General features: G+C 43.8%; 13 protein-coding genes. 9 read left to right on the top strand and 4 right to left on the bottom strand.

The window, feature by feature from the left end; translation table 11 throughout:
• Nucleotides 1-44: 44 nt before the first annotated feature.
• Complete coding sequence (locus tag POW22_RS12310; RefSeq protein ID WP_272833007.1) at nt 45-1,352, bottom strand: ABC1 kinase family protein; 1,308 nt, start codon at nt 1,350-1,352, stop codon at nt 45-47.
• Between the two features lie 38 nt (nt 1,353-1,390).
• A complete protein-coding gene (locus POW22_RS12305; RefSeq protein ID WP_272833006.1) occupies nt 1,391-2,044 on the bottom strand; it encodes a TetR family transcriptional regulator C-terminal domain-containing protein in 654 nt (217 codons plus the stop codon).
• A 166-nt stretch (nt 2,045-2,210) separates the two neighbouring features.
• Here POW22_RS12305 and htpG point away from each other — a divergent pair, with 166 nt between their 5' ends.
• From htpG to POW22_RS12285, 4 genes are all read left to right on the top strand, one after another.
• On the top strand, nt 2,211-4,097 hold the full coding sequence (htpG, locus tag POW22_RS12300; protein WP_272833005.1) for a molecular chaperone HtpG: 1,887 nt from the start codon (nt 2,211-2,213) through the stop codon (nt 4,095-4,097).
• Nucleotides 4,098-4,178: 81 nt separating this feature from the next.
• Nucleotides 4,179-5,960, top strand: a complete 1,782-nt coding sequence (locus POW22_RS12295; protein WP_272833004.1) for a DUF885 domain-containing protein — start codon at nt 4,179-4,181, stop codon at nt 5,958-5,960.
• Nucleotides 5,960-6,316, top strand: a complete 357-nt coding sequence (locus tag POW22_RS12290) for a DoxX family protein (protein ID WP_272833003.1) — start codon at nt 5,960-5,962, stop codon at nt 6,314-6,316. The genes POW22_RS12295 and POW22_RS12290 overlap by 1 nt, the downstream gene beginning before the upstream one ends.
• Nucleotides 6,309-6,920 carry an alpha-ketoglutarate-dependent dioxygenase AlkB family protein gene (locus POW22_RS12285; protein WP_272833002.1) on the top strand — a complete coding sequence of 204 codons (612 nt, stop codon included), beginning with the start codon at nt 6,309-6,311 and terminating at the stop codon, nt 6,918-6,920. The genes POW22_RS12290 and POW22_RS12285 overlap by 8 nt, the downstream gene beginning before the upstream one ends.
• On the opposite strand, the gene POW22_RS12280 is transcribed toward POW22_RS12285, so the two are convergent.
• Nucleotides 6,904-7,293, bottom strand: a complete 390-nt coding sequence (locus POW22_RS12280; protein WP_272833001.1) for a hypothetical protein — start codon at nt 7,291-7,293, stop codon at nt 6,904-6,906. The two genes, POW22_RS12285 and POW22_RS12280, sit on opposite strands and share 17 nt — an antisense overlap.
• Before the next feature lie 37 nt (nt 7,294-7,330).
• The gene (locus POW22_RS12275; RefSeq protein WP_272833000.1) at nt 7,331-8,107 is read right to left on the bottom strand and encodes a S1/P1 nuclease; all 777 of its coding nucleotides are present in this window, start codon (nt 8,105-8,107) and stop codon (nt 7,331-7,333) included.
• A 120-nt stretch (nt 8,108-8,227) separates the two neighbouring features.
• Here POW22_RS12275 and POW22_RS12270 point away from each other — a divergent pair, with 120 nt between their 5' ends.
• From POW22_RS12270 to POW22_RS12250, 5 genes are all read left to right on the top strand, one after another.
• The gene (locus tag POW22_RS12270; RefSeq protein WP_272832999.1) at nt 8,228-9,088 is read left to right on the top strand and encodes an SPFH domain-containing protein; all 861 of its coding nucleotides are present in this window, start codon (nt 8,228-8,230) and stop codon (nt 9,086-9,088) included.
• Between the two features lies 1 nt (nt 9,089).
• Complete coding sequence (locus POW22_RS12265) at nt 9,090-9,602, top strand: hypothetical protein (RefSeq protein ID WP_272832998.1); 513 nt, start codon at nt 9,090-9,092, stop codon at nt 9,600-9,602.
• Nucleotides 9,589-10,521 (top strand): alpha/beta hydrolase, encoded by a 933-nt coding sequence (locus tag POW22_RS12260; protein WP_272832997.1) that lies wholly within the window; start codon nt 9,589-9,591, stop codon nt 10,519-10,521. The genes POW22_RS12265 and POW22_RS12260 overlap by 14 nt, the downstream gene beginning before the upstream one ends.
• 2 nt (nt 10,522-10,523) lie before the next feature.
• Nucleotides 10,524-10,697, top strand: coding sequence for a type II toxin-antitoxin system antitoxin (locus POW22_RS12255; protein ID WP_272832996.1), 174 nt, complete (start codon nt 10,524-10,526; stop codon nt 10,695-10,697).
• A 67-nt stretch (nt 10,698-10,764) separates the two neighbouring features.
• Nucleotides 10,765-12,099: a DUF819 family protein gene (locus POW22_RS12250; RefSeq protein WP_272832995.1), complete on the top strand. Its 1,335-nt coding sequence runs from the start codon at nt 10,765-10,767 to the stop codon at nt 12,097-12,099.
• The last annotated feature ends 15 nt before the right edge of the window (nt 12,100-12,114 follow it).

The following is a 12,114-nucleotide window of genomic DNA, read 5'->3' as shown; positions in this document are numbered from 1 at the left end:
AATAAAAACAAGCCATTCAAGGCTTTTGCGTAGTTTCATATAGCTTACGCAAAAGCCTTGAAGTTGTTTATGCGGACTGTTGAACCTAGATCGTTCAGTAAATTATAGAGCCCAAAGAAGGTTCTATTGATGTACAAGAAGTGCTTGGAACCGCGGTTCCCATTCATTTTGCGCAAGTCCGTATCCTTAGAGTACTTTTCGCCCAGTTCTGCGATCTTACCAAAGAACTCCTCGTCTGAGAAATCAAAGACCTCTTGGTGGAACGGCTGGGTGAACAAACTCAGCATTTCTTTAAAGAGCTCCGTAAAGAACACACGCTCATCTGGGGTATCAGTGTCTTTAATGATCTCTAATTCTTCTAGTTTTTGGGCGAAGAATTCCTCATTGGCGATTGCGCCAGGTTCTGCCAATTGGAAGTAAGGCGTGTAGAATTCTTCTGGAACCTTTTTAATACAACCAAAATCAATGGCGATCAATTCTCCGGCCTCATTGACCAAGAAGTTCCCGGGATGTGGATCGGCGTGTACAGCTTTGAGCTGGTGCATTTGGAACATATAAAAGTCCCAAAGGGTTTGCCCGAGTTTATCCGCCAGTTCCTGGTCTGTATTTTGCGCAGCAAACTCACTGAGGTGCTTGCCGTTCATAAAGTCCATGGTAATGATGCGCTCGTTAGAAAGTTCTGGATAGTAATTCGGGAAACGCAGATTGTCAATATGTCCGCAGGCTTCAGAAATATCCAAACTCTGCTTTACCTCAAGGACATAGTCCGTCTCTTCCAAGAGCTTCTCCTCTACTTCTTTAAAGTACTTAGCAGAATCCTTGCCTTTGAGATTGAACATTTTGATTGCGACGGGTTTTACCAAAGCCAGATCGGAACTGATACTGTCTGCAACTCCTGGATACTGGATCTTAACCGCCAGCTCTTTACCGTCCTTCTCTGCCTTGTGCACTTGCCCAATAGAGGCTGCAGCGACAGATTCTGGATTGAATTTATCGTAAAGCGTCTCCGGGTATTCCCCAAAATAGCGCTTGAAGGTCTTGCGCACCAAAGGAGCCGATAAAGGCGGCACTGAAAATTGGGCCAAAGAGAATTTTTCCACATAGGCACGTGGTAAAATACTCTTTTCCATACTCAACATCTGCGCAACTTTTAAGGCGCTTCCTTTGAGTTGTTTCAATCCGTCGTAAATATCTGCAGCGTTGTCTTCATTGAGCTTCTCCTTGGTCAGCTCTGGGTTTACAAGCTTTTCGCCGTAATACTTCAGATAGTTGCCTCCAACCTTGACCCCTGTAGTTACCAGCTTTGAGGCACGCTGTAATTTATTGGTAGGGATCTTATCTATGGTCTTCATTTATTGTAGGATTTTGTTTGTGCTCAGTTCATAAGCGCTTAGGCCATTTTTTCCTTCCAAAGGAATTTGCCGAAGTCGATGATGCTTTCCAGCGGTGTGGTCTCAAATACGTCAAAGATCACACGTACCGACTTTTCAATGGCCACATCGGTCTTCTCGAATCCTGGAGAATTGTCATCCATCCAGTATTTCATTAAGAACAGCGTCTGTACCCAAGCTCCTTCAGAAAAAATAGACACCGGATGTTTTAAAATGCGCAACTGCTTCTCATCGTTGGTCTCTTGGATCAATGCTCCAGAGAATTCTTTGATGGCTTTGCGCATTTCGCTGAGCTCTTTTAATGATTTCATTTTATCCTTCTTCCCTTTGAGGCTGTAAAGCACATAACTGCGGTTAGCAGTCAATACCTCAAAAAGGGTGTAGTACATGGTGAGCATCTTGTCTTTTGCACTGAGGGCTTCGTAGCCGTCTGCCTTGAGCATAACCTCGTGAGCATTGTCAAAGAATTGCTTCCAGATTGACTTGCGCAAGGATTCAAAAGAACCAGCTACGGTGTAGAATTGGTCTTCTGGGATATCCTCGTGCTTGCAAAATTTATAGACAGAAACGGGCTCGTGCTCGTGTTCCATCACATACTCCATATACTTGGTGGTAATCTCGTGGGCCGTAAGGGTTTTTTTCTTTGCAGTCATGGGTGGATAATTTGTACAAATTTAATAAATGTTTAATCTTTAATAAAATACTTTAAACAAAATTTAAGGATAAATCTTGGCAGCTTGTGACAAGCTGTCAGCCTGGGGCGGCTTGGTATTTTATTTGCTTATTGGTATGTCGTCAAAAAATGAAAAACGCTACACTATGAGCACCGGAAATATCAATGTATCAGTAGAAAATATTTTTCCATTGATCAAAAAGTTCCTCTACAGCGATCACGAGATCTTTTTACGCGAATTGATCTCTAATGCTACAGATGCAACTTTGAAACTCAAACACTTGACTTCTATTGGAGAAGCCAAGGTAGAATACGGCAATCCTCAGATAGAGATCATTGCCGATAAGGACGCCAACCAACTGCGCATTATTGATCAAGGAATTGGGATGAGCGCAGAAGAGGTTGAAAAATATATCAATCAGATCGCCTTTTCAGGAGCTGAAGAGTTCATTGAAAAGTACAAAGACCAAGAAGGTGAAGAGGCTGGAATTATCGGTCACTTCGGATTGGGATTCTACTCAGCCTTTATGGTTGCTGACAAAGTAGAGATCATCACCAAGTCTTTCAAAGATGAGCCTGCAGCACACTGGACTTGTGATGGTTCTCCACAGTACACCCTAGAAGCCCATGACAAAACCGAGCGTGGAACCGAGATCATTCTGCACATAGCTGAGGATTCCACCGAATTCTTAGAAGAAGGACGCATCATGGAACTGTTGACCAAATACAATAAGTTCATGCCGATCCCGATCAAATTCGGAACCAAAACAGAGACACTACCTTTACCAGAAGACGCTGCTGAAGATGCCAAACCAGAGACCGTAGAAGTTGATCGTATTGTCAACAATCCAAACCCGGCTTGGACAAAGGCTCCGGCAGATCTGGAAGAAAAGGACTATGCAGATTTCTACCGCGAGATGTACCCCATGCAGTTTGAGCAACCGCTCTTTCACATCCACCTAAACGTAGACTATCCGTTCAATTTGACGGGAATCTTGTATTTCCCAAAATTGAGCAACGATCTCAACATGCAAAAGGATCGCATTCAGTTGTACCAAAACCAAGTGTTTGTGACGGACAATGTAGAGGGAATTGTACCTGAATTCTTGACCATGTTGCGCGGAGTTATTGATTCTCCAGACATTCCATTGAATGTTTCTCGTAGCTATTTGCAAGCCGATGGCGCTGTAAAGAAGATTTCCAGTTATATCACGCGTAAAGTAGCAGACAAACTCAAGTCACTCTTTAAAAACGATCGTGAGGCTTTTGAGCAAAAGTGGAACGACATCAAAATCGTCATTGAATACGGAATGCTCTCTGAGGATAAGTTTTATGACAAAGCCCAGGAATTTGCATTGTACCCAACGGTAGATGGCAACTACTTCACCTTTGAAGAACTCAAAGAGAAGATCAAAGCCAATCAAACGGACAAAGACGACAAACTGGTAGTGCTTTACGCCTCAGATCAAGAAGCGCAACACGCTTATATTGAGACGGCCAAAGCCAAAGGTTATGAGGTACTGTTATTGGATTCTCCAATTGTAGCTCACTTGATTCAAAAATTGGAGTCCAAGTTTGAGAACACCTCTTTTGTACGTGTAGACGGAGATCATATTGACAACCTCATCAAAAAAGAGGACACGACCATTTCTAAACTTTCTGACGAGCAAAAAGAAACGCTTTCAGGCTTGCTAACGGAGGTGATCCCTCAAGATAAGTTTAGCGTACAGTTAGAGGCGATGGACTCTGATGCCAATCCTTTTGTGATCACCCAACCAGAATTTATGCGCCGCATGAAAGAAATGCAGCAGACTGGTGGTGGCATGTTTGGGATGGGCAATATGCCAGAGATGTACAATTTGGTGGTCAATACCAATCACGAATTGATCGGTCAGATTTTGGAAACTAAAACCCAGAAAAAGAAAGAACGCTTGATCAATCAGGCTTTAGACTTGGCCAAACTCTCCCAGAACTTACTCAAAGGAGAAGCGCTTACCGAGTTTATAAAACGTAGTTATGACATGATCAAATAATGATCTTCAAAACGAGATAAGCCGCCTTAACGGGCGGCTTTTTTGTATCTTTAAAACTCATTAAGACTAAACCAAACTGTGATGCGAATTCTAATTTCTTTTTCACTTATCCTTTTCACGCTTTTATCCTGCAAAGAAGCAGCACAAGAAGAGCCTGCAGCAGACGGATCTGACGCCTTGGCACAAATCTTAGAAGATTATAAAGCAGAGAGCTATGCCCTCTATCCTTGGAATGCCACTTTTGAAGGCGACGCCAGGTTTAACGATCAACTGCCTAACTTCTACACTCAGGAGTTCAAGGAGAAAGAAATTGCCTATTACACCAAATTCAAAGAGGCTGTTAGCGCCATAGATGATGCTTCCTTGAATGAAAGTGAACTCTTGAGCAAAAAAATCTTGATCTGGGAATGTGAACGCAACTTGGAAGGAAAAGCATTTCCTGCAGAACTGCTGCCCGTTGATCAGTTTAACTCTCCTATTTTGATGTTCGCCCAATTGGGAAGCGGACAAAGCGCGCAACCCTTTACGAACAAGAAAGACTACATTAATTGGTTAACGCGCTTGGAGGCCATGATTCCTATTTTAGATACGGCGATAGTCAATATGAAAAAAGGAGTATCTGAAGGTATTGTTTTACCAAGAGCACTAACACAAAAAGTACTACCACAGATCAAGAGTTTGGTGAGCGAATCTGCGGCGCAGAGTTTGTTCTACAGTCCGATCCGTATGTTTCCAGAAGATATGGATCAGGCGGCAAAAGACAGTTTAACCACGGCCTATACCACGATGATCAATGAGAAGCTCTCTCCCAAATTAGCAGAGTTGTACGATTATATTGAAAAGGATTACTTAGCTGCAAGTCGCGAAACCTCAGGCTACGCAGACATTCCAGGTGGAACAGAGCAGTACAACAGATTGATCAAACTTTACACCACTACCGACATGACTGCGGATGAGATCCATCAATTGGGGCTGGCAGAAGTGGCGCGCATCCGCGCGGAGATGGAAAAGGTAAAAGCGCAAGTTGGTTTTGAAGGCAGTTTGAAAGAATTTTTTGATCACGTGCGCACCAATGAGGATCTGATGCCGTTTACCGATCCGCAGCAAGTAATAGACAATTTCAACGCCATACACGAAAAAATGAAACCGCAGATCGACAAGCTCTTCGATATGCAACCTAAAACGGCCTTTGAGGTACGCAGAACTGAAAAATTCCGCGAAGCCTCTGCCAGTGCTCAGTACAACCCAGGATCCTTGGACGGCACGCGTCCCGGAATCTTCTACGTTCCAATCCCTGATGTGAGCAGTTACAATATCTATTCTGATGAAGATCTGTTCTTACACGAAGCCATTCCTGGGCATCACTTTCAAGTCTCCTTGACTCAAGAAAATGAGAACTTACCGCAGTTCCGCAAAACCCTCTGGTACTCTGCTTATGGAGAAGGTTGGGCGCTTTACACCGAATCTTTGGGTAAAGAATTGGGACTTTATGACGATCCCTATCAGTACTTCGGAATGCTTAGCGCTGAGATGCACCGTGCCATCCGCTTGGTTGTAGATACAGGTATTCACACCAAAGGCTGGAGCCGAGAAAAGGCCATTCAATACTCTTTGGATAATGAAGCAGAAAGTGAAGCCAGCATTACCTCAGAGATTGAGCGCTATATGGCCATGCCTGCGCAAGCCCTATCATATAAAATTGGGCAATTGAAGATCTTGGAACTACGCGCTACCGCAGAACAGGCTTTAGGTGACAACTTTGACATTAAGTCTTTCCACAATGAAGTCTTGGAGAGTGGTTGTTTACCCTTGGCCCTTTTAGAAGAAAAAATTAACGCTTGGATAAATTCCCTTAAACCCTAATGAACTTTCCCTGGCATCAATATTTACTGGCCGTGATCTTTTTGGCGGGCGGTGCTGCTCATTTTAAGTGGCCTCAGATCTATAAGAAAATAATGCCGCCTTATTTGCCGGCACATGACACGTTGATTATTGTAAGCGGAATGCTGGAAATGGTCTTTGGTCTCATGCTCATTAGCAGTGATGGCACCACCAAGGTGGCTGCTTGGGGAATTATTGCGCTATTGATCCTTTTTCTTCCAGTTCATATTTACATGCTGCAAGAAAAAGAGGCGCGGATGAAGTTACCGGTATGGGTTTTAATCTTAAGAATACCCTTGCAGTTTGGTTTGATGTATTGGGCTTGGCAATATGTCTGATCTTTTCAGTGAAATAAATTCGGAGCCCATAAAGCTACCGCTATCGGGTGCGGAGGCGATCTATTATCCAAACTTTATAGCTGCGGATGAGGCAGAATCCATCTTTAAAGAATTGCTGGAGCAGACTCCTTGGCAACAGGACGACATTAAAGTCTTTGGAAAAGTGTATCAACAACCCAGACTTACCGCGCTGTATGCAGAAAATGATCAGCCTTACTCCTACTCTAATATTACCATGCATCCAAAACCTTTTACGCCCTTGCTCCTCAAGCTAAAGGATAGACTTAAAACGGTCAGTAGCGTAGATTTCACTACCGTTTTACTCAATCTATATAGAGATGGGAATGATTCTAACGGTTGGCATGCCGATGATGAAAAGGAACTCGGGGAGAATCCGGTTATAGCCAGTTTGAGTTTTGGAGCGAGCAGAAATTTTAGGTTTCGAGAAAAGGCGAATAAGAAGAATACCTATAGTTTGACTTTGGATTCAGGCAGTCTATTGCTGATGCAAGGAGCTACGCAGCACCTTTGGCAACATCAGATTCCAAAAACAAAAAAAGAAGTCGGCCCCAGAATAAATCTCACCTTTAGAGTTCTGATTTAGTCCATTGTAGAGCGCGATAGGCCGACTTTAACCAGATCAGTATGGCCAAGGTTCCCACATGATAGAAAATATGAAAGGTCGGCGATCCTATGAGTAGAAAGGCCATAATGACGAGTGTGATATAAATTCCCAGATTCAAAGCTTCCCGTATTACAAGATTGCTAACAATCAAAGCTCCGACAAAAAACTCGAAGAACGGAAACATCATGATCAAGGCTTCCGACAAGGCTCCAGCAGGAATTAACTGGTCAAATTGACCGCTTACAAAGGCTGTATATTTTTCCAGCAGAAGAATTCTGTATATCCCGTGACCGCCGATTAAAATTCCGGCCACAATGCGAAAAAACGTGGTGAGGTTGGTAGGTTGCTTCATGGGTAGAAGCAAATTACACAGAAAGTCTTAGAAAAGTTTACGCGAAAACCTCATTTAAAATCATGGCCAAACGGATACCGCCCTTGTGCAACTGCATTCGCAATTTGTCCATGTAAATATAGGCGTAGCGGTATTTGAGATTGGCACCAACCTTAGTGTTGGCGTAAATATCTTCACACAAAGCTCGGGATTCACGCATCCAATCATAATGGGTTCCTTGAGCAACTTCATCGATCTCTTCTGGACTTAAATAAGGCGCCGTTGCCGCGAGCTCCATATAAGACATCTTGTAGTAATCCAATAAAGTAGTATCCCAAATTCGGTGCAGGTTGGTTCCTTCATCAAACCATTGTACTTGAAAGCGATTACCTCCGCGGTCATCTGCAATACCCACATGCAGTGGCTGGTGAAGATCACCGACAAAATGTACCAGCATCTTTAAATGAAAGGCTTTCTCTTCTTTACTCACGTTTGGATCTTTCAACATGGAAATGGCGGTATCAATACCTACCATCAAATCTCCGTATTCACTTTTAGGATGATCGTCGTAGTCACTTCCAAACGGATAATTCACGTAGTGCCATGCGCCGTATTTTCTGTAGAGGGTGTCGCTTTTGATCTCATCGGCATAGGTTGAAACCAAAGCCAGGGATTTGAAATCCAAGATCTCATTTACAGCAGCCAGTGCTTCAGGGGTCAAATAGCTCGTTGCTATCTCACCGGTCGCCCGGTGGCCGGTCTTGCCCCAATCGGCAAAAGCGATGGAAGTCGTTAGAAAAAAAGAGAGTACCAATAGGGAAATACGTAGTCGCATGATCACATTTTTTGCAAAGATAGCCATTGCCAAATAAAAATATTTTGAAAAAACTGTAACGAAATCGAAAAATGTGATACTTTTATTATATCATATTGATATCATTTTAAATCTAACACTATGACAAACGAAAAAATAATTGTGCCCATGAACGGCTACATCATGCTGTTCATCACCTTGGCGGCTATTGCTGGAGGTATTGCTGGCATTGTAGCATTGCGCAGCCCGTGGATGGCTGTACTGCTCATTGTAGGATTCTTTATGCTACCCGGATTTGTTATGATCAATCCTAACGGTTCTCGTGTGCTTTTGCTTTTTGGGAAATACGTTGGGACCATTAAAAAGAATGGACTGTTTTGGGTAAACCCATTCTACACCAAGAAAAAGATCTCTTTACGCGCCAGAAACTTTGACAGTGAGCGCCTTAAGGTAAATGACAAACTGGGGAACCCTGTAAACATCAGTACCATTTTGGTATGGCGCGTACAAGACACCCATAAAGCCGCTTTTGACGTAGATAATTACGAGCACTTTGTTCGCGTACAAACCGATGCTGCTGTGCGTGAATTGGCCAGCATGTACCCTTATGACAACTTTGCCGATGAAGGTTTGGAAGAAGAGATCACCTTGAGATCAAGCACTCAAGAGGTCAATCAAGCTTTGGAGAATGAGCTTACCGATCGTTTGGCAATTGCAGGGATCGAGGTTTTGGAGTCTCGTATCGGCTATTTGGCTTATGCCAATGAGATCGCCTCTGCGATGTTAAAGCGCCAGCAGGCTACGGCAATTGTTGCTGCTCGTCACAAGATCGTGGAAGGTGCGGTGAGCATGGTAGAAATGGCCTTAGAAGAGCTCAGCAAAAAACAAGTTGTAGAGCTTGATGAAGAGCGCAAAGCTGCCATGGTGAGCAACCTAATGGTGATCCTTTGCGGTGATAAAGACGCTGCTCCTGTTGTGAACACCGGAACTTTAAATACTTAATATGCGCGTATTTGTAGAAAATCAAAAATTTGACCAGACTTGGCTGCGAGTATTGCTGATCAGTGTTGCGCTGATCAGTTTGTGGCCTGTCTTAAGCCTGACAGATTGGGAGAATGTAGACTCTTCCGCATTGATGACTGTTAGCATCAGTATTGCCATCACCCTAGGTATGATCGTTTACTTGTTGGTCTTATTGCGATTAGAAACGCGAATCGATGAGCAGGGCATCTCTTATGGATTTGAGCCGCTCCCGGGCAAAATGAATCACAAGTCTTGGGACGAGATTGAGAATTTATACGTGCGTGAATACAGCCCTATTGGCGAGTATGGCGGTTGGGGCTATCGCGTGAGTTTTAGCAAGTCAACAGGTAGAGCCTATAACGTCTCTGGCAACCTAGGAATTCAGATCGAGCTTAAAAACGGTAGACGTGTTCTTGTCGGAACCCGTAAAAAAGAGGAGGCCGAAGCGGTCATTAATTATTACACTAAAAAGGATCAAAATGAAGCTTATTAAGATCATCATACTTTCCATTATTCTCACGGCTCAGGCCTTGGCCCAGCAAGGAGAATTCATCAGTGAGGAGCTCAACATCAATCCCTTGATTGAAGGAACGCTTGTACATCCAAATGACAATGTTCAAGTCCCTCTTATTATTATGATCCAAGGCTCTGGACCTACGGATCGCGATGGGAATCAATCGAATTTAAAGAATAACTCGCTGCAAATGTTTGCCGAAAGTTTGAGCGACGCTGGTATCGCTAGTTATCGATACGACAAACGCATCTTCCCCATGCTGCGCGAGGGCAAACTCAATGAGGCTGAATTGTCCTTTGATGATTTTGTAGCCGATGCCAAAACCGTCCTGACCTACTTCCAAGACAGCAAGGCGTACAGCCGAATCTATATCGCCGGACACAGTCAAGGCTCACTTGTAGCCATGTTGGCCGCACAACAAGGTGCAGACGGTTATATTTCTTTAGCAGGTGCTGGGCAGACCATAGATGAAGTAATCATTCATCAATTGGAAAATCAAGCTCCCGCTTGGGGTGAGAGCGCTAAACAAGCTTTTGAGGATATGAAGACTACTGGCGTTGCGGAAAATTTCAATCCTGCCATCGCTTCTATATTTAGAAAGGAATTACAGCCCTTTATGTTGTCTTGGATGAAATACGACCCGGCAGTAGAAATTGCCAAACTGAACTGCCCTGTGTTAATAATCAATGGAGACAAGGACATTCAGGTGGCGGTGAGTGAGGCAGAAATTTTGGCAAAAGCCAAGCCTGACGCGCGCTATGAAGTGATTACCAACATGAATCACATCTTAAAAACTATTGAAGGAGAAATGCTGGAGAATATGCAATCCTACAATGATCCTGATAAACCCTTGAGTACTGAATTGACCGCCATTATTGTGGACTTTGTAAAAAAATAGTCATGGCCAAGAAAAAGGCATTTGCTTTACGAATCAATGAAGACCTTATGAAGGCTGTAGAAAAATGGGCAGCCGATGAGTTCCGATCGACCAATGGCCAGATCGAATGGATGCTCCATAAGGTCCTCAAAGAGGCTAAGAGACTGCCGAAGAAGAAAGACGAGTCTGAAGATTGATTGCCTTATAAAAAATGTACTTCCGCTTTACGTGTGGAAATCGTATTTTGCAGCAAACAACAACTAAATGATCTTAGCTCTTTCTGAAGCGGTAAAGGATACTACGCCGCTATTTACCAACGATAAAATTGTTTTTGGACTGCTCATGCTCTGCTTGGGCTTTGTGTTTTATACCTCGAGCAAAAAAGAAGGGCCCTGGGCCAAATTCTACAAATACATTCCGGCCTTGTTCATGGCCTACTTTGTACCCGCCATTTTAACCACAACAGGCATCATTGCTCCAGAATGGACCAGTGTAGCTGCAGACGGTACAGCAACAGAAAGTTCTTCCTCACTCTATCATATGGCCAGCCGCTATCTTTTACCAGCGGCACTGGTTTTAATGACCCTCAGTTTGGACCTCAAAGGGGTATTTAATCTAGGTCCCAAAGCGCTTTGGATGTTCTTAGCAGGAACTGTTGGGATCATTTTAGGCGGACCTTTGGCAGTACTTATTGTAGGCAGCATTTCTCCTGAAACTGTGGGCGGAGAAGGCGCAGATGCTGTTTGGCGCGGACTCTCAACCCTTGCAGGAAGTTGGATTGGCGGTGGCGCTAATCAAAGTGCCATGTTGGAGATCTACGGATACAATCAAAAACTCTATGGCCAAATGGTTTTTGTAGACATTTTGGTAGCCAATGTCTGGATGGCGATTATTTTGTTAGGTATTGGAAAATCAGCTAAAATTGACCGCTGGCTAAAAGCAGACAACTCTGCAATTGAATCCTTAAAAGAAAAAATGACGGCCTTTCAGGAAAAGGTGAGCCACAACCCTTCTTTAAGCGAATTAATGATCTTGGGCGCCATTGCCTTTGGAGCAGTGGGTTGTTCCCACTGGTTGGGCGATATTATGGCAGGCCTGCTCTCAGGCTGGGTAGAAGGCCTCACAGGACTCACCAAGAATGTCTTTACCTTTTTGGGCAGCTCCTTCTTTTGGATGGTGACCATTGCTACTTTAATCGGGGTAATTTTAAGCTATACCAAAGCGCGAAACCTTGAAGGTGCAGGTGCCAGTAAAATGGGTAGCGTCTTTATATATATTCTAGTGGCGACCATTGGTATGAAAATGGACCTGCGTTTAATCTTTAACAACCCCGGACTTATTGTGGTTGGTTTTGTGTGGATGGCAGTGCATGCCGGCATCCTTATTGGGATGGCCAAGCTGATCCGTGCTCCATATTTCTTTTTGGCAGTAGGAAGCCAAGCCAATGTTGGTGGAGCCGCTTCTGCCCCTATTGTAGCTTCGGCATTTCATAGCTCACTTACTACAGTAGGTGTACTCTTAGCGGTCTTTGGATACGCCATAGGAACCTTAGGTGCAGTAGCTTGTACATTTTTAATGCAATTGGCCGCAGCCTCTTAGGACGGACGCTAAAAA

The sequence above is a fragment of the Gilvibacter sediminis genome (assembly GCF_028561565.1).
GTDB classification, from domain to species: Bacteria; Bacteroidota; Bacteroidia; order Flavobacteriales; family Flavobacteriaceae; genus Gilvibacter; species Gilvibacter sediminis.
Note: the sequence above shows the minus strand (reverse complement) of the source record. Positions and strands in the feature narration are given on the sequence as shown.

What these genes read in the sequence shown, in the direction of transcription:
- POW22_RS12260 (WP_272832997.1), top strand. Translation starts at nt 9,589, where the DNA reads ATGAAGCTTATTAAGATCATCATACTTTCCATTATTCTCACGGCTCAG.
- POW22_RS12255 (WP_272832996.1), top strand. Translation starts at nt 10,524, where the DNA reads ATGGCCAAGAAAAAGGCATTTGCTTTACGAATCAATGAAGACCTTATG.
- POW22_RS12285 (WP_272833002.1), top strand. Translation starts at nt 6,309, where the DNA reads ATGTCTGATCTTTTCAGTGAAATAAATTCGGAGCCCATAAAGCTACCG.
- POW22_RS12290 (WP_272833003.1), top strand. Translation starts at nt 5,960, where the DNA reads ATGAACTTTCCCTGGCATCAATATTTACTGGCCGTGATCTTTTTGGCG.
- POW22_RS12265 (WP_272832998.1), top strand. Translation starts at nt 9,090, where the DNA reads ATGCGCGTATTTGTAGAAAATCAAAAATTTGACCAGACTTGGCTGCGA.
- POW22_RS12270 (WP_272832999.1), top strand. Translation starts at nt 8,228, where the DNA reads ATGACAAACGAAAAAATAATTGTGCCCATGAACGGCTACATCATGCTG.
- POW22_RS12305 (WP_272833006.1), bottom strand. Translation starts at nt 2,044, where the DNA reads ATGACTGCAAAGAAAAAAACCCTTACGGCCCACGAGATTACCACCAAG.
- POW22_RS12295 (WP_272833004.1), top strand. Translation starts at nt 4,179, where the DNA reads ATGCGAATTCTAATTTCTTTTTCACTTATCCTTTTCACGCTTTTATCC.
- POW22_RS12280 (WP_272833001.1), bottom strand. Translation starts at nt 7,293, where the DNA reads ATGAAGCAACCTACCAACCTCACCACGTTTTTTCGCATTGTGGCCGGA.
- POW22_RS12250 (WP_272832995.1), top strand. Translation starts at nt 10,765, where the DNA reads ATGATCTTAGCTCTTTCTGAAGCGGTAAAGGATACTACGCCGCTATTT.
- POW22_RS12310 (WP_272833007.1), bottom strand. Translation starts at nt 1,352, where the DNA reads ATGAAGACCATAGATAAGATCCCTACCAATAAATTACAGCGTGCCTCA.
- htpG (WP_272833005.1), top strand. Translation starts at nt 2,211, where the DNA reads ATGAGCACCGGAAATATCAATGTATCAGTAGAAAATATTTTTCCATTG.
- POW22_RS12275 (WP_272833000.1), bottom strand. Translation starts at nt 8,107, where the DNA reads ATGCGACTACGTATTTCCCTATTGGTACTCTCTTTTTTTCTAACGACT.